The organism is Rhodococcus sp. Leaf225 (assembly GCF_001426145.1).
In the GTDB taxonomy this organism is placed as follows: domain Bacteria; phylum Actinomycetota; class Actinomycetes; order Mycobacteriales; family Mycobacteriaceae; genus Rhodococcoides.
In genome coordinates this window covers 314,720-337,392 of the sequence record NZ_LMRN01000007.1, presented here as the reverse complement: position 1 = coordinate 337,392, position 22,673 = coordinate 314,720, and the positions used below count along the sequence as shown (strand labels likewise).

At 68.8% G+C, this 22,673-nt stretch carries 19 protein-coding genes; 9 read left to right on the top strand and 10 right to left on the bottom strand.

The features are described 5' to 3' along the window. Nucleotides 1–431: 431 nt before the first annotated feature. Entirely contained in the window at nt 432–1,397 is a 966-nt protein-coding gene (locus ASG69_RS01725; RefSeq protein ID WP_056446982.1) for a helix-turn-helix transcriptional regulator, read from the bottom strand. 93 nt (nt 1,398–1,490) lie between these two features. On the opposite strand from ASG69_RS01725, the gene ASG69_RS01720 reads away from it, so the two are divergent. Then, nucleotides 1,491–1,856 (top strand): VOC family protein, encoded by a 366-nt coding sequence (locus tag ASG69_RS01720; protein WP_056446979.1) that lies wholly within the window; start codon nt 1,491–1,493, stop codon nt 1,854–1,856. A gap of 1 nt (nt 1,857) precedes the next feature. Here ASG69_RS01720 and ASG69_RS01715 read toward each other — a convergent pair whose 3' ends face one another. The 4 genes from ASG69_RS01715 to ASG69_RS01700 all read right to left on the bottom strand — a co-directional run bounded on the left by ASG69_RS01715 (nt 1,858) and on the right by ASG69_RS01700 (nt 6,880). Continuing rightward, complete coding sequence (locus ASG69_RS01715; RefSeq protein ID WP_056446975.1) at nt 1,858–2,850, bottom strand: zinc-binding alcohol dehydrogenase family protein; 993 nt, start codon at nt 2,848–2,850, stop codon at nt 1,858–1,860. Nucleotides 2,851–2,940: 90 nt separating this feature from the next. After that, a complete protein-coding gene (sucD, locus tag ASG69_RS01710) occupies nt 2,941–3,843 on the bottom strand; it encodes a succinate--CoA ligase subunit alpha (protein ID WP_027504157.1) in 903 nt (300 codons plus the stop codon). Between the two features lie 14 nt (nt 3,844–3,857). Further along, nucleotides 3,858–5,021 (bottom strand): ADP-forming succinate--CoA ligase subunit beta, encoded by a 1,164-nt coding sequence (gene sucC / locus ASG69_RS01705; RefSeq protein WP_056446972.1) that lies wholly within the window; start codon nt 5,019–5,021, stop codon nt 3,858–3,860. A 137-nt stretch (nt 5,022–5,158) separates the two neighbouring features. Continuing rightward, the gene (locus ASG69_RS01700) at nt 5,159–6,880 is read right to left on the bottom strand and encodes a hypothetical protein (RefSeq protein WP_156380405.1); all 1,722 of its coding nucleotides are present in this window, start codon (nt 6,878–6,880) and stop codon (nt 5,159–5,161) included. 245 nt (nt 6,881–7,125) lie between these two features. Here ASG69_RS01700 and ASG69_RS01695 point away from each other — a divergent pair, with 245 nt between their 5' ends. Continuing rightward, entirely contained in the window at nt 7,126–8,334 is a 1,209-nt protein-coding gene (locus tag ASG69_RS01695) for a M23 family metallopeptidase (RefSeq protein ID WP_235578805.1), read from the top strand. Between the two features lie 77 nt (nt 8,335–8,411). Here ASG69_RS01695 and ASG69_RS01690 read toward each other — a convergent pair whose 3' ends face one another. After that, entirely contained in the window at nt 8,412–10,871 is a 2,460-nt protein-coding gene (locus ASG69_RS01690) for a UvrD-helicase domain-containing protein (RefSeq protein WP_056446962.1), read from the bottom strand. Nucleotides 10,872–11,170: 299 nt separating this feature from the next. Here ASG69_RS01690 and ASG69_RS01685 point away from each other — a divergent pair, with 299 nt between their 5' ends. Continuing rightward, nucleotides 11,171–11,497, top strand: a complete 327-nt coding sequence (locus tag ASG69_RS01685) for a chorismate mutase (protein ID WP_027504161.1) — start codon at nt 11,171–11,173, stop codon at nt 11,495–11,497. A gap of 66 nt (nt 11,498–11,563) precedes the next feature. Here ASG69_RS01685 and ASG69_RS01680 read toward each other — a convergent pair whose 3' ends face one another. Beyond that, complete coding sequence (locus ASG69_RS01680) at nt 11,564–13,045, bottom strand: NAD-dependent succinate-semialdehyde dehydrogenase (RefSeq protein ID WP_056446959.1); 1,482 nt, start codon at nt 13,043–13,045, stop codon at nt 11,564–11,566. A 174-nt stretch (nt 13,046–13,219) separates the two neighbouring features. Here ASG69_RS01680 and pgi point away from each other — a divergent pair, with 174 nt between their 5' ends. The 4 genes from pgi (at nt 13,220) to ASG69_RS01660 (ending at nt 17,354) form a co-directional block, all read left to right on the top strand. Then, nucleotides 13,220–14,863: a glucose-6-phosphate isomerase gene (pgi, locus tag ASG69_RS01675; protein ID WP_056446956.1), complete on the top strand. Its 1,644-nt coding sequence runs from the start codon at nt 13,220–13,222 to the stop codon at nt 14,861–14,863. 165 nt (nt 14,864–15,028) lie between these two features. Next, entirely contained in the window at nt 15,029–15,790 is a 762-nt protein-coding gene (locus ASG69_RS01670) for a crotonase/enoyl-CoA hydratase family protein (protein ID WP_056447520.1), read from the top strand. Beyond that, nucleotides 15,787–17,067 (top strand): hypothetical protein, encoded by a 1,281-nt coding sequence (locus ASG69_RS01665; RefSeq protein WP_056446954.1) that lies wholly within the window; start codon nt 15,787–15,789, stop codon nt 17,065–17,067. The genes ASG69_RS01670 and ASG69_RS01665 overlap by 4 nt, the downstream gene beginning before the upstream one ends. A gap of 41 nt (nt 17,068–17,108) precedes the next feature. Continuing rightward, on the top strand, nt 17,109–17,354 hold the full coding sequence (locus ASG69_RS01660) for a DUF2630 family protein (RefSeq protein ID WP_027504165.1): 246 nt from the start codon (nt 17,109–17,111) through the stop codon (nt 17,352–17,354). Here ASG69_RS01660 and ASG69_RS01655 read toward each other — a convergent pair whose 3' ends face one another. After that, nucleotides 17,355–18,107 carry an SDR family oxidoreductase gene (locus ASG69_RS01655; RefSeq protein WP_056446951.1) on the bottom strand — a complete coding sequence of 251 codons (753 nt, stop codon included), beginning with the start codon at nt 18,105–18,107 and terminating at the stop codon, nt 17,355–17,357. A gap of 47 nt (nt 18,108–18,154) precedes the next feature. On the opposite strand from ASG69_RS01655, the gene ASG69_RS01650 reads away from it, so the two are divergent. Continuing rightward, nucleotides 18,155–19,594, top strand: coding sequence for a dihydrolipoyl dehydrogenase family protein (locus tag ASG69_RS01650; protein ID WP_056446948.1), 1,440 nt, complete (start codon nt 18,155–18,157; stop codon nt 19,592–19,594). On the opposite strand, the gene ASG69_RS01645 is transcribed toward ASG69_RS01650, so the two are convergent. Further along, nucleotides 19,591–20,184 (bottom strand): hypothetical protein, encoded by a 594-nt coding sequence (locus tag ASG69_RS01645; protein ID WP_056446947.1) that lies wholly within the window; start codon nt 20,182–20,184, stop codon nt 19,591–19,593. The two genes, ASG69_RS01650 and ASG69_RS01645, sit on opposite strands and share 4 nt — an antisense overlap. A gap of 41 nt (nt 20,185–20,225) precedes the next feature. On the opposite strand from ASG69_RS01645, the gene ASG69_RS01640 reads away from it, so the two are divergent. Beyond that, the gene (locus ASG69_RS01640; RefSeq protein ID WP_056446944.1) at nt 20,226–21,794 is read left to right on the top strand and encodes a carboxylesterase/lipase family protein; all 1,569 of its coding nucleotides are present in this window, start codon (nt 20,226–20,228) and stop codon (nt 21,792–21,794) included. A 4-nt stretch (nt 21,795–21,798) separates the two neighbouring features. Here the strand turns inward: ASG69_RS01640 and ASG69_RS01635 are convergent, their stop codons facing one another. Further along, complete coding sequence (locus ASG69_RS01635; protein WP_056446941.1) at nt 21,799–22,665, bottom strand: Fpg/Nei family DNA glycosylase; 867 nt, start codon at nt 22,663–22,665, stop codon at nt 21,799–21,801. Nucleotides 22,666–22,673: the final 8 nt, after the last annotated feature.

The window sequence follows — 22,673 nt, the reverse complement described above, 5'->3', positions numbered from 1 at the left end:
CACCGCACAGATCTCAGCAGCCTCGGCGTCGAACACCCCACCCGGACCGAGCACCGCCGGCCGGCGCGACGACTCCTGCACGTACGCACACGACGCCGACACGGTCCGGGCGAACGACGCTTGAGCGTCGACCTTCGCCGACACCAACACATCCACCGAAACCACTGTGTCGTACACGAATTCACCCCCCCGGTGATGCCCCGATCAGACCGCCCCCCGACGACCTGAACAGACAGTAACCCACCCCACCGACACACTTTCGGGTCACGCCGTCGGATGCGCGCTCCAGCTCCTCGATCCGTTGCGGCCGTCGATACATGCGCGGACATTGAGCGCAGATCGCCTTTTCACCAACACATTCCGTGCCCGAGAACACGGCCGGTCGTACTGACCGGACACGTCGATCGAGCTCGAGGCGTCCCGATCGGCGGTCAACTGGATGGGGGTGAGTGTGTTTCGGCCAGGACTTTCGCGAGTTGGCTGATGCGTGTGCGGGCTGCGTCTGGGGCGAGGACCTCGATGTGGTCGCCGAATTGCAGCAGTTGACGCACCGACTCGATGTCGGGGTAGCCGACGACGACGATGCATGTTCCGTTCTCCGGATCGGATACATCGTGGATGCGTGTCCCGAGGATGCGCCGCGCCAAGTCGAGGCCGTGTTCCGGCAGGCGAAAGGTCACGCTCACATGACCTCGACCCTCGGTGCGGTCCTTCAACGCGGCCCATGTGGTGCGGAGGGTTTCTCCGGGTCGGAGAGAGACTGGCGCGTCGAGTTGTTCGAAAGCCGCGAGTCGGTCCAGAGAGAACAGTCGTCCATCTCCTCGGTGGTCGGCGACGAGGTACCAGCGGCCGGACTTCGCCACGATCCCGTACGGGTCGACCACACGTGTCGAGGCCTCACTCTCGGCGCTCCGCCGGTATCGGATTCGCAATCGGCGTCGGTCCTGCAGGGCCGATGCCAGATCGGCGACGTCGACCGCTGCTTCTGAATCGGCAAACCACGGGGTGCTGTCCACCAGCACGAGGTCCGCCAGTCGCAATGGGCTCGTGCCCGTGGATGTCGCGGCCTGGCGGGCGGCGATCTTGCGTGCTGCCGACTCCCACATCGCCGACAAGCCCATGCGCTCACGTTGCGTGCTGTCCAGACCCGCCAGAGAAAGGGCTTCCAACTCCGGTGGTTCCAGGTGGGACGCGTTGAGCCGCGCACCGGGGAGCAGGACGATTCCACCGCTGCGGCCACGTTCGGCGTACACAGGCACTCCTGCTGCCGAGAGCGCCTCGACGTCCCGCAGCACGGTCCGCCGCGATACTTCCAGACGCGCGGCCAGCTCCGTGGTGGTGATGCGTTGGCGGGTCTGCAGCAACAGCAAGAGGTGCAGCAATCGGGAGGCCTTCATGCGTCCGATCTTCGCAGAAAAGGTGACAGGTTCTATCGTGATAGGCCGGTCCACTGTGGCGGTACCGAGAATTCACCGAGTCGAGGAGCTCCTGTGCCCGCACCGAACCTGTTCCTGATCGGCGTCCGCGACGCCGAGACCGCTACCAGCTTCTACAGCGACCTGTTCGAGATCGAACCGACCTTCATCAGTCCCCACTATGTCGCTTTCCAGGTAGCCCCCGGCGTCTTGTTCGCGCTGTGGACCGGCTACAGCGAGCACCTGGCCCCGGACACTCCACGCACGACCGAGGTCGGACTGATGGTCCCCGGGTCGGCGTCTGCCGTCGACGAGGTCTTCGCGAACTGGGTCTCGAAGGGAGTCCGTGTCGTCGACGAGCCGTACGACGCGGTCTTCGGCCGCACATTTGTGGTCAGCGACCCCGACGGCAACCTCATCAGGGTCTCGCCGATCGACTGATCTACCGAACGACGACCACCTTTCCGATGGTGCCGCCACTTTCCACCCGTCGGTGCGCGTCCTGCAGGGTGTCCACGTCGAACGGTGACAGAGTCGTGGTGCGGGTGCTCCGCAGAGTTCCGTTGTCGATGAGTCGCGAGACCTCGTCGAGGATGGTGTGCTGAGAAGTGCTCTTCGGCAACGACAACGGCACCGTGAACATCAGTTCCCAGTGCCAGGTCTGGCTCTTGGCCTTCAGCGGCATCAGGTCCAGGCCGACCGGATCGTCGATCGCCACGACCTGACCGTGCACTGCCATCACCGCGGCGTAGGCGTCGACATTGCCCTCGGAGAACGGGGAGAACACGTACTCGACGCCGTCCGGCGCCAGGGCACCGACCTCGTCCACGAGGCAGTGCCGATCCACCACGTGATGGGCGCCCATCTCCGTTGCCCAGTCGCGGGATTCGCCGCGCGATGCCGCGGCAACGACGGTGAGCGAGGTCAGTGCCCGGGCGAGCTGGATGATCATCGACCCGGTACCGCCGGCGGCCCCCATCACGAGAAGTGTTCCGGTGCTGTCTTTCCCGAGTCCGAGCCGGACGAACAGCGATTCCCAGGCGGTGATGGCGGTCAGCGGCACGGCCGCGGCGTCCGCGGCGGACAGTGACGACGGCGCATGGCCGACGATCCGCTCGTCGACGAGTTGGTACTGGGCGTTGCTGCCGTCCCGAGCTATGGATCCCGCATAGAAGACTCGATCGCCGGGCTCGAAGATTCGGGCGTCGGAACCCACCGCGACGACCTCACCGACGGCGTCGAAACCGAGGACCTTCGGGCCGTCGGACGGATCGAAGGACGAGCGAACCTTCGTGTCCACCGGATTGACGGACACCGCGTCGACACGTACGAGAACGTCGAATCCGGTGGGCGACGGAGTCTCTCGCTCGATCTGCACGAACGGCGAGTCGGGTTCGACGGAGACGATGGCGGAGTGAGTCGCGGGAATGCTCATACCTCGACGGTAGTCCCCCGGAACGACACGAGGGAGGCAAGCTTCCCGAGCGGGAAACCGGCCTCCCTCGTGTGAGAGAAGAAAGAGTGACTACTTCTTCTCGAGGATCTCGCGCGCGAGGGCAGCGGTCTCGGACGGCGTCTTGCCGACCTTCACGCCGGCCGCCTCGAGAGCGTCCTTCTTGGCCTGAGCCGTTCCCAGCGAGCCGGAGACGATGGCGCCGGCGTGGCCCATGGTCTTGCCCTCGGGAGCGGTGAAGCCGGCGACGTAACCGACGACGGGCTTGGTGACGTGCGCCTTGATGTAGTCGGCTGCACGCTCCTCGGCGTCGCCACCGATCTCGCCGATCATGACGATGATCTCGGTGTCGGGATCGTTCTCGAACGCCTCGATGGCGTCGATGTGCGTGGTGCCGATGACCGGGTCGCCGCCGATGCCGATGGCGGTGGAGAAGCCGAAGTCACGGAGCTCGAACATCATCTGGTAGGTCAGGGTGCCCGACTTCGAGACGAGGCCGATGGGGCCCTTGCCGGCGATGTTGGCGGGCGTGATGCCGACCAGTGCCTCGCCGGGGGTGATGATGCCGGGGCAGTTCGGCCCGATGATGCGGGTCTTCTTGCCCTTCTCGACGTTGTAGGCCCACGCGTACGCACTGTCCTGCACCGGGATTCCCTCGGTGATGACGACGAGCAGCGGGATCTCCGCGTCGATGGCCTCGACGATGGCGTCCTTGGAGAATGCCGGCGGCACGAACGCGATGGACACGTCGGCTCCGGTCTTCTCCATGGCCTCGGCAACGCTGGCGAACACGGGCAGCTCGACGTCGGAACCGTCGGCTGCGGTGTGCTTGACCGTGGTCCCGGCCTTGCGAGCGTTGACGCCGCCGACGACCTGCGTGCCGGCCTTGAGCATCAGGGCGGTGTGCTTCGTGCCCTCGCCGCCGGTGATGCCCTGGACGATGACCTTGTTGTTCTTGTTCAGGAAAATAGACATAGTTTCGGTGCCCTCTACTTCGCAGCCAGCTCGGCGGCCTTGTCGGCGCCTTCGTCCATGGTCTCGGCCAGTGTCACCAACGGGTGCGCAGCATCGGCGAGAATCTTCCGGCCTTCTTCGACCTTGTTGCCGTCCAGGCGGACGACCAGCGGCTTGGAGGCGGTGTCGCCCAGCGTCTTCAGAGCGCCGACGATGCCGTTGGCAACCGCGTCGCACGAGGTGATTCCGCCGAAGACGTTGACGAACACGCTCTTGACCTGCGAGTCGCCGAGGATGACGTCGAGGCCTGCGGCCATGACCTCTGCCGAGGCGCCGCCGCCGATGTCGAGGAAGTTGGCGGGCTTGACGCCACCGTGCGCCTCACCGGCGTACGCGACGACGTCGAGGGTCGACATGACCAGTCCAGCACCGTTTCCGATGATGCCGACCTGTCCGTCGAGCTTGACGTAGTTGAGGTCGTTCTCCTTGGCCTTCGCCTCGAGTGGGTCCGCCGCGTCGGCGTCCTCGAACTCGGCGTGGCCCTTCTGGCGGAAGTCCGCGTTGGCGTCCAGGGTGACCTTGCCGTCGAGGGCGAGGATCTGGTCGTCCGGCGTGCGCACGAGGGGGTTGACCTCGACGAGCAGCGCGTCTTCCTTGATGAAGACGTCCCACAGCTTCTGGATCGTGTTGGCCGCGGCGTCGAGCACCTCGGCGGGAAGCTTGCCGGCCTCGGCGATCTCACGCGCGAAGGCGAGGTCGACACCCTTGACGGCGTCGACGGGGATGCGGGCGAGCGCGTCCGGGTTCTCCTCGGCGGTGACCTCGATCTCGACACCACCCTCGACGGAACACATCGCGAGGTACGTGCGGTTCGTGCGGTCGAGCAGGAAGGAGATGTAGTACTCCTCCGCGATGTCGCTGGCCTCGGCGACGAGGAGCTTCTTGACGACGTGGCCCTTGATGTCGAGTCCGAGGATCGCTTCCGCGTTCGCCTCGGCCTCGGCGACGTCCTTGGAGTACTTCACGCCGCCGGCCTTGCCGCGGCCGCCGACCTTCACCTGGGCCTTGACCATGACAGGCTTGCCGATTTCTTCGGCGATCTGTCGTGCACCGGCGACCGTGTCGGTGACACGACCTGCCGACGTCGGAACCTCGTGCTTGGCGAAGAGTTCCTTCGCCTGGTATTCGAAGAGATCCATCAGCTCACCATCTCGTCTGCGTTGACGCCCGCTCGAGGGGTAGGAGCGGGTCCGACTTGCGACTGTAACTTTCCACCGAGAGGCCTGATCGACAGCCCGTCGAACTTGTGGTTCAGATCACCGACCTGTGCCGACATCTACTCACCAGTACGAAAAAATCCTGCCGCCACCAGCGCCGATGCCGCAGCGCCGACAGCGGTCGCGAAGGCCCCCGACGACGCCGTCACGCCGGGGCCCGCGCCGCCGAGGATCGGGCTCAGCGCGACACCCGCCAGAGCCACCGCGGAACCGATCTGGAGCGCCGCGGCGCGCGACGCCCGAGCGCGGGCCGCGACGGCGGCGCCGATCAGGACGGCGGCCACGAGTACCAGCCGCCCCCACACGTCCCACCCCCACGGCAGCGCCCCGATCCAGCCGCCGGTCTCCCCAACCACGTCGTACTGCGGCAGGAGCAGCCCCAGTGCGGCGACCCCGGCCGCGACGGCCAGCGCGGCTGCGAGGGGGCGCGAGGCCCCGTCCAGATCGCTGGTGTCGACGCCGTCCCGCTCCGAGGCGCCCGCCGCGGCGACGAGCGCGAGCGTGAGCAGACCGAGCAGCGTGCCGACGACCAGCAGCCAGCCGCCCGCACCGACGGACACGCCGTCGATACCGACGCCCAGCACGAGCGCCTGCAGCACCGCGGCCGCGAGCGCCAGATGGCCCGTGACGATCAGCGGCACGGCAGGCCGCACCGCGGCGGCGAACTCCGAGAAGAGCAACAGCACGCCGCCGACGACGGTCACGACGGCGTACGCGGCCACCGCCCGATCCCCCACCACCGTCGGGACGGAGCCGGTCGAGACATCGAGAAGCGGCAGGACGGCGCCGACACCGAGAGCGATGCCCGTCAGGACCGTCACCGCGCCCGCGACGACGTGCCGCCGCGTCGAGTTCGAGGGAGCGGCGGACCGTGCGAGACGGGGCACGGAGGTCGTGGGTCCGGAGGTCGCGCGCGCCGTCGCCACCGTGGCCACGCCGAGGACGAGGAGCCCGCCGACTCCGACGACCGTGCCCGCGCCGAGGTCGATGCGGTCGCCCGCCCCCAGCGCGGCAGCCAGGCGGACGCCGACGACGGTCGCCGACGCCGCGACCACACCGGTCAGTGCGCCGACCGCCGCGGACCTGCTGGTCGACGAGAACGCGTAGGCCACACCCACCAGCACCGCGACCGCGGACAGTCCACCGCCGAGAGCCGACGCGACGGGTCCGGCGACCGGAGCGGGAGCGAGGACGACGGCATCGGTGCTCGCGTACGCGGGCAGGAGGAACGAGGCGGCGAGTGCGAGAGCGCCCGCGACCCCCGCGGCGACCACGACCGATGCCGATCGACGAGCGACGGGATCCTCGTCGACGTCGTCCCACTCGACCGTCCGCGCCAGCGCGAGTGCCGCCAGCGCCCCGGCGACGACGACGAGCGCGTGCCCGAGCGTCACCACCACGGCTCCCGGGCCCGCCTTCAGCGCGCCGGCCGAGATCGGACGGAACAGCTCCAGCCGGTCGGCGTCGATCGCTCCGACGAACAACTGGAGATCTGCCACGATCGATCCCAGTGCGACGGCGCCCAGCGTCGCGAGCACGGGGAAGACGATCGGCCGGATCGCGCGCACCAGGAGCAGCAGAGCGATCGCTGCCCAGAGCGCCGACGAGACGGCGGCCGCGCCCCGCACCGGGAGGCCCACGTCGGCGCCGCCGACGACGGGAACGTACGGAGCGGCCGCCACCGCCAGCGCTCCGACGACTCCGAGTGCGCGGGCACCGAGCCGGACGGGGTCGGACGCGGAACCAGAGGTACGACGGCCCGCGGATGTCGGCTGTGTCACGATGACGAACGGTATCCGGTCCTCGTGTCCCTCGATCGTGATGCCGCTCGCCTCGATCACAGGAAGATCACCGATGTGCCTGATCGGCGTCGGGACTCGTCCTCGAGTAAACCCAGGACACCTTGTGAGCCACCTCACATATGTGACCCGAGAAGCCGTTTGGCTTGCGCCCGCCGCGACCATTTCGTTACCGTCCACGAGGTTCCACATCACGGGTAGGTCACGAATCAGGAGGACGGCAGGTCTTGCAGCACCACCGAACTCCGTTCACACGCTCACGCTTCGTCTCGGACGCCACCGACGGCAGTCGGTTCGATTCCCAGCAGTACGAGGCCCAGCAGTTCGAGCACGACTCCACCGTGTTCACGCCGGCGGACGGTCATCTGACCGACACCGGCCCCCTCGAAGCCCTCTCGACCGATGCAGCATCGTCCCCCTGGGACCGTGCGCACGAGTCCAGCGACTACGTGGCGTCCGCGCCCGCGTACACCCCGGCCCCCCTCGGCGATGCGCCCACGCGCCGCCGCCGCTCGGTACCGGCGACGTCCTTCCTCGTCACCGCTCCGGCCGGGGCAGCACCGTCGGTGACCTCGGCTGCCATCGCGGACGAGATCGCCGTCAAGCGCAGCGGCGCCCACCGCATCCCCGCTCCGCCGTCCGCCCTCAAGGGACGCGTCGCTGTCGTCGCCGTGGCCGCAGGTGCGGTCGTCGCTGCCGGCCAGGCCGCGATCGACAACGCGCAGCCCGCCGAGCGCACCGAGACCTCCGAGTACGCGCTGGCCGCCGGCCAGGCCCCGGCAGCTGCCGCGTCCGCAGGAATCGTCGACAGCTCCACCGCCGCCGGCATCGTCGCGGACCAGCCGGCCGCGCACGTCGACTCGGTGCCCACCGCCACGTCGACCGGAGCGCCCGTCACGGCCCCCTCCACCTCCGCGGCACCGCAGATCCTCAACATCGCCGCACCGGTCGACCTGGGCCAGTTCTCGGAGCTCCTGGCGAAGGGCCAGCGCTTCAGCGAGGAGCGCGAGGCTCGCGAGGCCGCTGCACGGCGTCCCCTCTTCGCACTGCCCGCGCTCGGCACCTACACCTCCGGCTTCGGCTCGCGGTGGGGCACGCTCCACGCCGGCGTGGACATCGCCAACGCCATCGGCACGCCGGTGTACGCCGTGGCCGACGGCACCGTCATCGACTCGGGCCCCGCGGCCGGCTTCGGACTGTGGGTCCGGTTGCAGCACGCCGACGGCACCATCACCGTGTACGGCCACATCGATTCGTCCGAGGTCCAGGTGGGCCAGACGGTCATGGCCGGCGACGAGATCGCCAAGATGGGCAACCGCGGCCAGTCCACCGGCCCGCACCTCCACTTCGAGGTCCACCTCACGGGGGACAACAAGATCGACCCGCTCCCCTGGTTGGCGTCCCGCGGTATCGCTCTCGGCCCCGAGCGCGACTGAGTTCCCACCTCCACTCACGTCGAAGGTCCGGCGCCACCGTCATGGACGGTGGCGCCGGACCTTTCTTCCGTGCCCTCTCACAGCTTGGTCATCGGCACTCCGCCGATGAGCATCATCTTCACGCGACCGGACGTGCCGAAGTCGATCAGCACCATCGCACGCTGACCTGATCCCTCGGACTCGACGACGGTCCCGAGACCGTACTTGTCGTGGCTCACGCGATCACCCACGGCGAGCGTCAGGGTGTTGTTGGACCGGGCCTTGCCGAAGCTGGGTGTCGGGGTGGCCGACGGCGACGACCCACCGGACCATCCACCACGGGGATTCGACGTCCAGTCGCGCTGGCGCCCCGAGCCACCACTGGAACCGAACCCGCTGCCGACGCCGGGATCCTCCCGTTTCCAGTCGATGAGATGCTGCGGAACCTCTTGCAGGAAGCGCGATTCGGGGTTGTTGATGGGCTGCCCCCACGCCGAGCGCATGATCGCGCGAGTGAGGTAGAGCCGGTGCCGCGCACGCGTGATGCCCACGTAGGCGAGTCGACGCTCCTCGGACAACTCCGCAGGATCACCGAGCGCTCGCATGTGCGGGAACTGGCCGTCCTCCCACCCGGTGACGAACACGACCGGGAACTCGAGCCCCTTGGCCGTGTGCAGCGTCATGAGCGTGACGACACCGTCGCCGTTGTCCGGGATCTGGTCGGTGTCGGCCACCAGCGAGACCCGCTCGAGGAAGGCGGCGAGCGAACCCGGCTCGGCCACACCGTCGGTGTCCTCTGGTTCTGCGGACGCGACGTCGAGGTCCGCGTTGATGTCGACCCCCACCTCGAGATCCTCGATGCCCTGAAGGTTGCGTGCGTCGGCACTGAACTCGCGGGCCACGCTGACCAGTTCGTTGAGGTTGTCGAGGCGAGCGCCGTCCTGGGGATCCGAGCTGGCCTCGAGTTCGGCGCGATACCGCGTGCGGTCGAGCACCGCCTCGACGATGTCGCCGATGTCCGCGACGTCGTTTCCGTCGGCATCGGTGGCGTTCATGGTGGCCCGCAGCTCGCCGATCATCTCCATGAACGACGCGATGGCGTTCTGCGCGCGCGTGTTGAGCAGCGCCACGGAGCCGGCCGCGGCATCGAGGAGCGCGGCGTTGAAGCTGATGTTCTTCCGCTCGGCGTGCACGGCGACACAGGCCTCGGCACGATCGCCGATGCCGCGGCGCGGGGTGTTGAGGATGCGCCGCATGCTCACCGTGTCGTCCGGATTGGCCAGCACGCGGAGGTACGCGACCACGTCGCGTACCTCCTTGCGCTCGTAGAAGCGCACACCGCCCACCACCTTGTAGGGCAGACCGAGGCGGATGAAGATCTCCTCGAGCGCGCGCGAGGAGTTGTTGGTCCGGTAGAACACCGCGACGTCGGAGTACTTGTAGTCGGTGCCGTCGACCAGCCGATCGATCTCCGACGCCACGAACTTGGCCTCGTCGTGCTCGTTGTCCGCCACGTAGCCGATGATCGGATCGCCGTCGCCGGTGTCCGTCCACAGCCGCTTGTCACGGCGGTTGGTGTTGCGCGCGATGACGGCGTTGGCGGCCGCCAGGATGGTCTGGGTGGACCGGTAGTTCTGCTCGAGCAGGATGGTCCGCGCGTCCGGATAGTCGCGCTCGAACTCCTCGATGTTGCGGATGGTCGCGCCGCGGAACGCGTAGATCGACTGGTCCGCGTCACCCACCACGCACAGTTCGCTCGGGGGAACCGCCGCGACGTCGCCCTCCGCCGTCGTTCCGGTACCCACCAACTCGCGCACCAGCATGTACTGCGCGTGGTTGGTGTCCTGGTACTCGTCGACGAGGACGTGGCGGAAGCGGCGCCGGTAGTACTCGGCGACGTCCGGATGGCTCTGCAGCAGTGCCACCGTCTCGCCGATGAGATCGTCGAAGTCGAACGCGTTGGCCGCCCGCAGACGCTGCTGGTAGTGGCCGTAGACCTTCGCGATGACGGCCGGCAGCTCGGCCGGCTCCTTCTCCGCGTCGGCGACGGCCTGGTCCGGATCGATCAGCTCGTTCTTCAGATTGGAGATCTGCGTCGCCAGCAGACGCGACGAGAACTTCTTCGGATCGAGCTGCAGATCCTTGCCGATCATCGTGAGGAGCCGACGCGAGTCGTCCGCGTCGTATATGGAGAAGTTCGAGTTGAGGCCGGGGAGCAGCGCCGCCTGGCTCCGGAGGATCCGCACGCAGCTCGAGTGGAACGTGCTCACCCACATGAAGTTGGCCCGCGGCCCGACCAACTGGACGACACGCTCCCGCATCTCGGCCGCGGCCTTGTTGGTGAACGTGATCGCGAGGACCTGACCGGGTGTGACATCTCTCTCCGCCAGGAGATACGCGATGCGACGGGTCAGCACCGCGGTCTTGCCCGAACCGGCGCCCGCCACGATGAGCAACGGTCCCCCCGAGTGCATCACTGCCTCGCGCTGCTGGGGATTGAGGCCCTCGAGGAGCTGGTCCGAGGACCTGGTGGCACGTGCGGGTGACTGTGTGTTCATCGTCCGTCCAGATTACCGGCGGTCACCGACACCGACACCATCACTCGGGCCGTGGGCGCCGAATCCCTGTCGTGTCGGAGTTCTGCCGCTCGCCGTATCACGCCGATCTGCAATTGCTCCTTCTTTACGTGGGGAGTGACACGGGCATACTCTTGCCCGGGCTCGACCGGCGAACGGCATCACACCGACTGCACCCGACCGTAGTGACCAGGCGTTTCGTGACTTCCGCGGAAATTCGTGGAAATCGCGTAACAGAACGTGAGAGCAGAGCGACACACGTTCTGACACGAGGAGTTGATATGAGCACAGCGATTCACACCACCGCAGCATCGGCGTCGTCCGAGTCGAACGATCACGCCGACGACGCGAACCTGCCGACGTCCGAAGCCGAGATCGACGAGCTCCGTAAGGAGATCGACCGCCTCGATGCCGAGATCCTCGCCGCCGTGAAGCGCCGCTCCGAGGTCTCCCGCACCATCGGTCAGACGCGGATGGCACAGGGCGGACCCCGCCTCGTCCACAGCCGCGAGATGAAGGTCCTTCAGCGCTTCAGCGACCTCGGCCAGGAGGGTCACACGCTGGCCATGCTCCTGCTCCGCCTGGGCCGCGGCCGCCTCGGACACTGAGTCCACCGCTCGTAGAGCTCGACCGGGAACCGCCCAGACGACGGGCGGTTCCCGTGCCTCACCGCATCACTGCAGGGCGATGTACTTGGTCTCGAGGTACTCCTCGATCCCCTCGCTTCCGCCCTCGCGACCGAATCCCGACGCCTTGATCCCACCGAACGGTGCGGCCGCGTCGGAGATCACCCCGCGATTGACACCCACCATGCCGGTCTCCACGGCCTCCGCCACGCGCAGCGCCCGGTCCAGATCCCGCGTGAAGATGTACGCGGCCAGGCCGAACTCGGTGTCGTTCGCCGCAGCGATGCCGTCCTCCTCGGTCTCGAAGCCGCGCACCGCGAGCACCGGTCCGAAGACCTCCTCGCTCAGAATTCGGGCGTCGCCGGGCACGTCGGTCAGCACGGTGGCGGGGTAGAACCAGCCCGGCCCGTCCTCCGCAGTGCCGCCGAGTGCGACGGTCGCGCCCTTGGACGCCGCGTCGTCGACGAGTTCGGCCACCGTGTCACGCTGCTCCTCGTTGATCAGCGGTCCGAGCTTCGTGTCCGGATCACTGCCCCGCCCGACAGTCATGGCGCGCATCTTCTCGGTCACCTTGGCGACGAACTCGTCCTTGACCGAGTTCTGCACGTGGAACCGATTGGCGGCCGTGCAGGCCTCGCCGCCGTTGCGCATCTTGGCGAGCATCGCGCCCTCGACGGCGGCGTCGATGTCCGCGTCGTCGAACACGACGAAGGGCGCATTGCCGCCCAGCTCCATCGACGTCCGCAGCAGATTCTTCGACGACTTCTCCACGAGCATCCGCCCCACCTCGGTGGAGCCGGTGAAGGTCAACTTGCGCAGTCGAGGATCGTCGATCAACGGCCCGGTGACAGCGCTGGACTTCGACGTCGGCAGTACCGACAGCACGCCCTCGGGCAGCCCGGCCTCGGAGATGAGCTTCGCCAGGTAGAGCATCGTCAGCGGAGTCTCCGAGGCGGGCTTCACCAGGATCGTGCATCCCGCCGCCAGTGCGGGCCCGATCTTGCGGGTGCCCATCGCCAGCGGGAAGTTCCACGGCGTGATCGCCAGCACCGGGCCGACGGGCTGCTTGGTCACCAGAATCCGGCCGTTGCCCGCGGGCGCCGGCGTGTACCGCCCCGCGATGCGGACCGCCTCCTCGGAGAACCAGCGGAAGAACTCTCCGCCGTACTTCACCTCGGCCTGACTCTCGGCGAAGGCCTTGCCCATCTCCAGCGTCATGAGCAGTGCGATGTCGTCGGCGTGCTCGGTGATCGACTCGAAGACCGCCCGCAGGATCTCGCCGCGCTGTCGCGCCGGGGTGGCGGCCCAGGACTTCTGCACCGCGACGGCCTCGTCGAGCGCGCGTGCGGCGTCGGCGGGACTCGCGTCCGAGACCTCGGTGAGCACCGCCCCGGTCGAGGGATCCCGAACCGGGAACGTGGCACCGTTCTCCGCGTCGACCTGCTTGCCTCCGATCCACAACTTCGTGGGGACGGACGCGATCAGGTCCTTCTCCCGGGTCGTCGCTGCGCTGCTCGTTCCTTCGCTCACGTCTCTCGCACTCCTCGTCGCTGCTCGCCGGGTCGCCCGGTGGTACCGACTGTCTACCCCGTGGGGCGGGACTCGTCACGCACTCCCGCACGGCGATCGCATGTCAGCGGGCAGGCCGGAGGCCGGTCGGCATGTCCCAGCGGCTCGGGTGCCCAGCGATTAGGGTCAGGGCTCATGAGCGCCGACATCACGAGCACCGAAGCCTGGACCGAGCTCGTCTCGCATCACGAGGCCGTGGCCGATCGCCACCTCCGTGACTTCTTCGCCGACGATCCGTCGCGTGGGAGCGAGCTGACCGTCACCGCGGGCGACCTGTACATCGACTACAGCAAGCACCGGGTCGAGCGGCAGACGCTCGAACTGCTGCTCGACCTCGCACGCGCAGCGGACGTCACCGGGCGTCGGGACGCCATGTTCGCGGGCGAGCACATCAACACCTCCGAGAACCGGGCCGTGCTGCACACCGCGCTGCGTCTGCCGTCGGACGCGTCACTCGAGGTCGACGGCCAGGACGTGGTGGCCGACGTGCACGAGGTCCTCACGCGGATGGGCGATTTCAGCGATCGAGTGCGATCCGGCGCGTGGACCGGCGCCACCGGTGAGCGGATCCGCACCGTCGTCAACATCGGGATCGGCGGCTCCGACCTGGGTCCGGTGATGGTCTACCAGGCTCTGCGGCACTACGCCGACGCGGGCATCTCGGCGCGCTTCGTCTCGAACGTCGACCCGGCCGATCTCGTCGGCACCCTCGCCGACCTGGACCCGGCGTCGACGCTGTTCATCGTCGCCTCCAAGACCTTCGGCACACTCGAGACGCTGACCAACGCCACGGCCGCCCGGCGATGGCTCACGGCCGCACTCGGTGACGACGCCGTCGCCCAGCACTTCGTCGCGGTGTCCACCAATGCGGAGAAGGTGTCGAACTTCGGCATCGACACCGCGAACATGTTCGGCTTCTGGGACTGGGTCGGCGGCCGCTACTCGGTCGATTCCGCCATCGGTCTGTCGGTGATGCTCGCCGTCGGCCGCGAGGCGTTCGCGGACTTCCTCGAGGGCTTCCACCTGATCGACCAGCACTTCCGCGAGGCGCCGCTCGAGTCCAACGCGCCGATCCTGCTGGGCACGCTGGGCGTCTGGTACTCCAGCTTCTTCGGCGCGCAGTCCCGGGCGGTGCTGCCGTACTCGAACGATCTGAACCGGTTCGCCGCCTACCTGCAGCAGCTCACCATGGAGTCGAACGGCAAGTCGGTGAGGGCCGACGGAACGCCCGTCACGACGGACACCGGCGAGATCTTCTGGGGCGAGCCCGGAACCAACGGCCAGCACGCCTTCTACCAATTGCTGCACCAGGGAACACGACTCGTGCCGGCGGACTTCATCGGCTTCGCCGAGCCGACGGACGATCTTCCCACCGCGGACGGCACGGGCAGCATGCACGACCTGCTCATGAGCAACTACTTCGCCCAGACCAAGGTGTTGGCCTTCGGCAAGACGGCGGAGGAGATCGCTGCCGAGGGCACGGACGCGGACATCGTGCCGCACAAGGTGATGCCGGGCAACCGCCCGTCGACGTCGATCCTCGCGCCGAAACTCACGCCATCGGTGGTGGGTCAGCTCATCGCCCTCTACGAACATCAGGTCTTCGTCGAGGGCGTCATCTTCGGCATCGACTCGTTCGACCAGTGGGGAGTCGAGCTGGGCAAGACCCAGGCGCAGGAGCTGACGCCGGTGCTGACCGATGCGGACGGCCCGGGCGCGGACCTCGATTCGTCGACGAGTGCGCTGATCGACTGGTACCGCAGCGAACGCGGACGCTGACGTACAGCGAGACCGCGCCGGTCCGTCGGGTCGGGGGTCTGACGGACCGGCACGGTCTCACACACCATGTCGCCGCCACCCGTCCGGGCGTTACACATCGGGCGAACTTTCTTCGGCGGCCTCGTGAACAACCACAACCTGGCGTGGCAGCGGTACGGTCGAACCATGAACGTGCGGATCGAACGCCGAGGTCCGGTGGTCACGGTGATCCTCCACCGACCCGAGGCACGCAATGCCGTGGACGGCCCGACGGCGGCCGCTCTGGTGGAGGCCTTCGAGGAGTTCGACGCGGATCCGACGGCGTCGGTCGCGGTGCTGTGGGGAGACGGCGGAACCTTCTGCGCCGGTGCCGACCTCAAGGCACTGGGCACCGAGCGCTCGAACGTGGCGACCGAGCACGGTGACGGGCCGATGGGGCCCACGCGCATGGAACTGTCCAAGCCCGTCATCGCCGCGGTGTCCGGCCATGCGGTCGCCGGCGGTCTCGAACTCGCGCTGTGGTGCGACCTGCGCGTCGCCGACGAGGACGCCGTGTTCGGTGTGTTCTGTCGGCGCTGGGGTGTGCCGCTGATCGACGGCGGAACGGTGCGATTGCCGCGGGCGATCGGTACGTCGCGGGCGATGGACATGATCCTCACCGGGCGTGCCGTCGACGCGCAGGAAGCGCTGACGTTCGGACTCGCCAACCGGGTCGTCCCCACGGGCACCTGCCGCGCTGCAGCGGAGGAACTCGCCGCGTCCCTGGCCGAGTTCCCGCAGGCGTGCCTGCGCGGCGACCGACTGTCGTCGCTCGAGCAGGAGGGCCTGGACCACCGCGCGGCGATGGCGAACGAGTTCCGGCACGGTGCCACCTCGCTCGTCGACGCGTTCGACGGCGCACAGAAGTTTGCGTCCGGCGCCGGGCGACACGGAGCACCGCTCGAGTGACTCGCCTCTCCGTCGTCGACGAGATCTTCCTCCGCACACATCGAGGCTTCGGCATACCCGTTGCGATGCAGGGCCTCTGGGTCACCGAGGAGCCCATCACCCCCGGCGCTCTCGACCTGATCGACGCCCGGCTCGCCGAGGGTCGTCTGGGTGTGCGGATCGTCAGCTCGCGTCTGCCCGGCGCGCGTCGGCGCTGGGTCCGGGCATCGGGGCGCCCCGGCGTCCGGTGGACGGAGCCGACCGACGACCCGGTCCGCTGGGCCGAGTCGGGCGCCGACGTCTCGCTCGACCCCGAGTACGGACCGGGCTGGCGTCTGACCGCGGCGCCCTGCGGGAACGGAACCGCCGTCTCGTTGGTGTGCTCCCACGTCATCGCCGACGCACGCGGACTCATCGACGCAGCAGCGGCGGCGCTGTCCGGCGTCCCGGACCCGATCGCCCCGGACGACGGCACCACCGACACCGCCGATGCACTGGCCACACTGTCGACCGTCGTCGGCCGCACCGCCGTGGCCGTCTCCGCGCTCGCCGTCAGTCCCGCCCGGCGCGCCGAACTGATGCAGTACTTGCAGGCGTCGAGGACCGGAACTCCTGCGCCGGCCCGTCCCGACGCGTGGGAAGCGCTGTCCGTGAGCACCGATGTCGAAGCGACGCAGTGGGATCGGGTCGCCGCCGACGGAGCGGGCACTCCGAACGTGGTGTTCCTGTCCGTCGTCGCGGCCGTCGTCGCGACGTTGAGATGTTCGGGCACGTCCGGCGACACCGACGGGTCCGTCCTGCTCGGCGTCCCGATGAAGGTCGAGGCCGGCGGCGCCAACGCGATCTCGGTGACGGCGGTCCGCATCACGGAATCCGACTCACTGGCCGACATCCGTCGACGCGCGAAGACGGCGTACCGAAGCCCGCTGACCGGTCCCGCGGGCTTCCCCGACGAGTTGCTGCACGTGGTCCCCGAACGCGCCGCCGCGCTCCTCGCGCCGTCGACGGGCCGGCGAGATGCTCTGTGCTCCAACATCGGCCCGCTTCCCGAGGCGGTGCGCACCATCGGCGGCCGCCCCGCGGTGCGCGTCGCCGCGCGGGCGATCCACCCGGGACTCCGACACGAGCAGTCCGCCGCGTCGCCGACCATCCTGTCGGCCTATCTCTGCCGCCACGATCACGCCTACACGCTGTCGGTGGTGGTCACCGATCCTGCGGCGGCGCACTCGGTGGAGCAGGTTCGCGACGCGATCGCGACGGCACTCGGGCATCACCACCTCACACCCGACTTCTGGTGAGTACGGTGAACATCACCGACTTCAGAGAGGTGAGTGCGTTCATGAGTGAGACCGACATCTACGCGAAGATCAAGGACCTGGTCGACACCGAGCACGAGTTGCGTTCGCGCACCGAAGCAGGCGAGCTCGATCCGAGCGAGGAGCGGGCGCAGCTCGACCAGCTCGAGAAGGCACTCGACCAGTGCTGGGACCTGCTGCGTCAGCGGCGCGCCAAGAAGGACGCCGGACTCTCCCCCGACGACGCCGAGGCGCAGTCCGTCTCACAGGTCGAGAACTACCTGCAGTAGCTAGACGAGCCCGTCCGTGAGTCGACGAGGGAGCACGCGCAACACGACGTCGATCGCCTTCCAGGTGAGGCCCGGCAGTGCGGAGCGCGCGACCTCCTTCTCGATGGCCGCGACCATCGAGGAGACGCCGTCGTCGAGTGAGGACATCAGTCGACCGGCGTCTCCGGCGCGGGAGGACATGTCGGTGGCGACATATCCGGGCAGCACCGTGGTGACCGCGATGGGTGTGCGGCGGAGTTCGGCGACCAGCGCCTCGCCGAGTGCCGAGACTCCCGCCTTCGACGCGGAGTACACGGCCTTGGATCCGGGTAGTCCGCGATCGGCACTCACCGACGACACGAGGACGAGGTGACCGGCATTCTGCTCACGGAACACCGCCAGCGCTGCCTCGACCTGGGACACCACTCCGACGAAGTTGGTACGTGCGGTCTCGAGGTTGGCGTCCGCGCGGCCGGTGCCGAGCCTCGCGCCCTTCCCGAGACCGGCGTTCACGATCACGCGGTCGAGCCCGCCGAGTGTCTCCCGCAACGCGTCGATCCCCGACACCACCGACTCGTGATCCGTCACGTCCATCGCGGCGACCGCCACGGTGATGTCCGGATGCCGGGCGGTGAGCTCGGCGCGCAGAGCCTCGAGCCGGTCCACCCGCCGGGCACACAGCCCCACGTCGCGGCCCATCGCCGCGAACCGCCGCGCCATCTCCTCGCCCAGACCCGAACTGGCCCCGGTGATCACGATCTTCTGTCTCCCCATCGGGCACACACTAGCCACCACGACCCACTCAGAACTCTGGAGGATCAGTGAGCGACAGCAGCACCGACGAGTACGACGTCATCGTGATCGGCGGAGGGCCCGTCGGCGAGAACGCGGCGCAGTACGCGATCGCGGGCAGTGATCGCACCGCCGCCGTCGTCGAGCACGAACTGGTGGGCGGTGAGTGCTCGTACTGGGCCTGCATGCCCAGCAAGGCGCTGCTCCTGCCCGCTTCCGTGCTGAACCAGGCCCGGGCGATGCCCGGGGTCCGCGAGATCGTCGGCGACGCGCGACTCGACGTCGACGCGGTGTTCGCCCGCCGCGAGAGCTTCACCCACGGACTCGACGACTCCTCCCAGGTGTCGTGGGCCGAGGGCGCGAACATCCACGTCGTGCGCGGTCACGGCCGGGTGTCCGGCCAGCGCGAGGTGACAGTGGGCGATCGGATCCTGCGCGCTCGGCACGCGGTGGTCCTCGCGACCGGCACCACTGCCACCGTGCCGCCGATTCCCGGACTGCGCGAAGCACTTCCGTGGACGTCCCGCGATTCGACCAACCTGCACGAGGTGCCGGAGCGGATCATCGTGATCGGCGGGGGCGTGGTCGCCTGCGAGTCGGCGACATGGTTGCTGGCCCTCGGCGCCGAGGTCACGATGATCGTGCGCGGAACCTCGCTGCTGGCCGGATCGGAGCCGTTCGCCGGGGCGGCGGTGGCCGACGCTCTGACCGCCGCGGGTGCGCGCATCCTGTTCGAGTCGCAGGTCGCCACGGTGTCGCGGCCCGACGCGCAGGACACCGGGTACGGCCACCTCCACGGTGGGCCCGCCTCGGTGACGATCGGCGACGACACACTCGAGGTCGACGAGATCCTGGTCGCCGCCGGCCGACGGCCGGCCACCAAGGACCTGGGGCTCGACGCGGTGGGCCTCCCCACCGGGGACCCGATCGCCGTCGACGACCATCTGACGGCGAAGGACGAGTGGCTCTACGCGGTGGGCGACGTCAACGGTCGCGCCCTGCTCACCCACATGGGCAAGTACCAGGGACGCGTGTGCGGCGACGTCATCGCCGCGCGCGCCGAGGGTCGATCGATCGACGGCAGCAGGTTCCGGGCGAGTGCCGATCACGGCCAGGTGCCCCAGGTCGTCTTCACCACCCCCGAGGTGGCGTCGGTGGGCCTCACCGAGAAGAAGGCGCGGGCCGCCGGTCTGCCGGTGCGGGTGGTCGAGATGGACATCGCCGTCGCGGGAAGCTCCCTGCGCCAGGACGACTTCGCCGGACACGCGTCGATGGTGATCGAGACGTCGAGCGACGTGATCGTCGGATTCACGCTGGTTGGCCAGGGCGTCGCGGAACTCCTGCACGCGGCCACCATCGCGGTGGTCGGCCGCGTCCCGCTGGAGACCCTGTGGCACGCGGTCCCGTCCTACCCGACGATGAGCGAGGTGTGGTTGCGCCTGCTCGAGGCCGCTCGCAGCGGAAGCTAGCCGCGCGGCAGCGGCTGGGCGCGCCGTACGGACAGTGCTGCTCGCGCGGGGTCGAGTGGGACCGGGGAGATCACGACACCGGGTCCGACTCGCAGCGTGCCCGAGCTGATCGGCGCGGTGCGCAGACCACCGCGTCCGATCAACGCCTTGCGGGTGCCGTCCATCACCATGCTGTCCATCCACGCGCACGGGTGCGCGGGGCGCCCCCCACGCAGGAGCACCGGGCCGTCACCGGTGTCGATGACGAAGTCCTCGCCCCGGAGCGGGTCGAGTTCGAGTCCACGCACGACGATGTTGCGGCGGGCCACGCTCACGTCCCCGTCCCACGGCTCCTCGTCCGGGTGCAGGGCGTTCGCCTCCGCGACCGCCGTCTCCCACGCCTCGACGGCCAGGAACGTGATCGCCGCCTCGGTGTGCGCCTGGACGCCGAAGAACCGGTCGCCCCGGATGCCCTTCCCGGTCACCACCTCGACGGACGACGGCAGCTGCGTGCGTACGTCGGCGGCGGGCCCGTCCTTGCTGCGACCGAAGTAGGCATGTGACGGAGACACGAGAAGCTGCACGATCTCGATGGGACAGGTGAACGTCATACCCCGAGTGTGCTCACTCGGCTCTCCGTATAGTCGGCCGGATGGGGCAGGGAGACTTTTCGACAGAGATCACCACGAGCGAGGGGCGGGTCCGCGGATTCGTCGCGCGCGGTATCGCGCAGTGGCGGGGCATCCCGTACGCGCAGCCGCCGGTCGGACCGCTGCGGTTGCGCGCACCGCAGCCGCCGACGGCATGGGAGGGCGTCCGGGACGCCACCCGCTGGGGTGACGCGGCGGTCCAGGACTCGGGCCGCTCCCCCATCGGTCCCATCAAGGGACAGGGCACCAGCGAGGACTGCCTGACGCTGAACGTCAGCGCGCCGGCCACCACTCTTGCCGGCCCCCGCCCCGTCATGGTGTTCATCCACGGCGGCGCCTACACGCTGGGAACGTCGGCCACCTCCATGTACTCGGGCACGTCGCTGGTCCGCCGCGGCGACATCGTCTACGTCTCGCTCAACTACCGGCTCGGCGCCCTCGGGTACCTCGACTTCCGACAGTTCTCGACGCCCGACCGGACCTTCGACAGCAATCTCGGGCTGCGGGACCAGGTCGCCGCGCTGCAGTGGGTCCAGCGCAACATCGCCGCATTCGGCGGCGATCCGGACAACGTCACCATCTTCGGCGAATCGGCCGGCGGCAACGCCGTCACCACGTTGACGACCGTGCCCGCCACGAAGGGCCTCTTCCACAAAGCCATCTCGCAGAGCTCGGCGCCGGGCATGGTCGCCACGTCCGACCGTAGCGAGAAGTGGGGACGCGACTTCGTCGAGTTGCTCGGTGCCACTCCGGACACCGCCGCCGACACGCTCGCGGGAGCCGACGTGGCCGACCTGCTGAAGGCGGCTCACCGGCTGGGTTCGAAGAGCCTGAAGGAGACTCCGGGGCTCATTCCGTTCGGCCCCAGCGTCGACGGGGACTACGTGCCGGAGGCGCCGCTCGAGGCGTACCGATCGGGCCGCGCGCATCCCGTCCCGATGATCATCGGCAGCAACGAGCACGAGGGCACCCTGTTCCCCAAGTGGCTCGACGCCCTTCCCACGAATGCCGAGCGCATCGACCGCCTGTTCGCGAACACCGACCCGTCGGCCAGGGATCGCATTCTCGCCGAGTACCCCGGATACCCGAAGGGCCTGTCCGCCATCGACTTCGGCGGCGACATCACCTTCTGGCGACCGTCGCTGGAGATCGCGGACGCGCACACCGAGCACGCGCCCACCTATGTGTACCGCTACGACTACTCACCGCGGTTGTTCGACCTGCTGAAGCTGTACTCGACGCACGGTTCCGAACTGTTCGCCGTGTTCGGCGTCTACCGCGCCCGCGTCGGCAAGTTCTTCGCGATCCTGGGCGACTGGGGCAGCTCGGTGGCTGTCACCGACGAAGTGCAGAAGCAGTGGCTCGCCTTCGCGAGAACCGGTGCGCCCGAAGCGGACTGGACCCAGTACGAGGTGCCCGGGCGCGCCACTCGGATCTTCGACAGCGCGACGCGGATGGAGAACGATCCGCTCGGATCCCGTCGCGCCGCGTGGGAGGGCTTCAGCGGCTACGACACACCGACCGGATCCTCGGCCGGTACGGAGAGCGAGTCGTCGCAGGACTTCCGCTGATCGGCTACTTCACGAGACGGGACAGACGGCGGTCGGCGAGAATCCGGCCGCCGGTCTGGCACGTGGGGCAGTACTGGAACGACCGGTCGACGTAGGAGACCTCGCGCACGGTGTCACCGCAGACCGGGCAGGGCATGCCCGTCCGCGCGTGCACCCGCATACCGGACCGCTTCTCGCCCTTGAGCCGTGCCGCGTCCTGACCCTCGGACCGCGCGACGGCGTCGAGCAGGACCGAGCGCATCGTGGTCCACAGCAGCGTCACCGACTCGGGGGTGAGCGAGGCGGTGGTGGCGAACGGCGAGAGCTTCGCGGTGTGCAGGATCTCGTCGCTGTAGGCATTGCCGATCCCGGCGAGCAGTTGCTGATCCACCAATGCGGTCTTGAGCCGAGAACTCTTGCGGGCGAGTAGTTCCGCGAACTCCGGCTCCGTCACCGCGAGGGCGTCCGGGCCCAGGCGGGCGATGCCGGGCACCTCCTGCGGATCGCGCACGACCCACACGGCGAGCCGCTTGCGCGTCCCCGCCTCGGTGAGGTCGAACGCGGGGGTGAGCCCCTCGGGCGTGAAGAGATGGACGCGGAGTGCGAGCGGCCCCTTGCCCGGCTTGGGCGGCGCCGACGACGGATTGTCCGTCCACCGCAGCCAGCCACCGCGCGACAGATGCGTGACGAGCCAGAGCCCGCCGGCCTCGATGCCGAGGTGCTTGCCCCACCGGGCCGCGCCCGTGATGTCCTTGCCCTGCAGATCGGTGACCGGCGGATCGAAGGTCTTGAGAACGCTCAACGCGGCCACGTCGATGCGCCCGATCACCGCTCCCAGCGCATGCTCACGGAGGAAGCCCGCGAGAGCCTCGACCTCGGGTAATTCCGGCACACCTCGAC

Coding starts and splice junctions, on each gene's coding strand:
- ASG69_RS01725 (WP_056446982.1), bottom strand. CDS start 1,397: ATGAAGGCCTCCCGATTGCTGCACCTCTTGCTGTTGCTGCAGACCCGC.
- ASG69_RS01715 (WP_056446975.1), bottom strand. CDS start 2,850: ATGAGCATTCCCGCGACTCACTCCGCCATCGTCTCCGTCGAACCCGAC.
- sucD (WP_027504157.1), bottom strand. CDS start 3,843: ATGTCTATTTTCCTGAACAAGAACAACAAGGTCATCGTCCAGGGCATC.
- sucC (WP_056446972.1), bottom strand. CDS start 5,021: ATGGATCTCTTCGAATACCAGGCGAAGGAACTCTTCGCCAAGCACGAG.
- ASG69_RS01690 (WP_056446962.1), bottom strand. CDS start 10,871: ATGAACACACAGTCACCCGCACGTGCCACCAGGTCCTCGGACCAGCTC.
- ASG69_RS01685 (WP_027504161.1), top strand. CDS start 11,171: ATGAGCACAGCGATTCACACCACCGCAGCATCGGCGTCGTCCGAGTCG.
- pgi (WP_056446956.1), top strand. CDS start 13,220: ATGAGCGCCGACATCACGAGCACCGAAGCCTGGACCGAGCTCGTCTCG.
- ASG69_RS01670 (WP_056447520.1), top strand. CDS start 15,029: ATGAACGTGCGGATCGAACGCCGAGGTCCGGTGGTCACGGTGATCCTC.
- ASG69_RS01660 (WP_027504165.1), top strand. CDS start 17,109: ATGAGTGAGACCGACATCTACGCGAAGATCAAGGACCTGGTCGACACC.
- ASG69_RS01655 (WP_056446951.1), bottom strand. CDS start 18,107: ATGGGGAGACAGAAGATCGTGATCACCGGGGCCAGTTCGGGTCTGGGC.
- ASG69_RS01645 (WP_056446947.1), bottom strand. CDS start 20,184: ATGACGTTCACCTGTCCCATCGAGATCGTGCAGCTTCTCGTGTCTCCG.
- ASG69_RS01640 (WP_056446944.1), top strand. CDS start 20,226: ATGGGGCAGGGAGACTTTTCGACAGAGATCACCACGAGCGAGGGGCGG.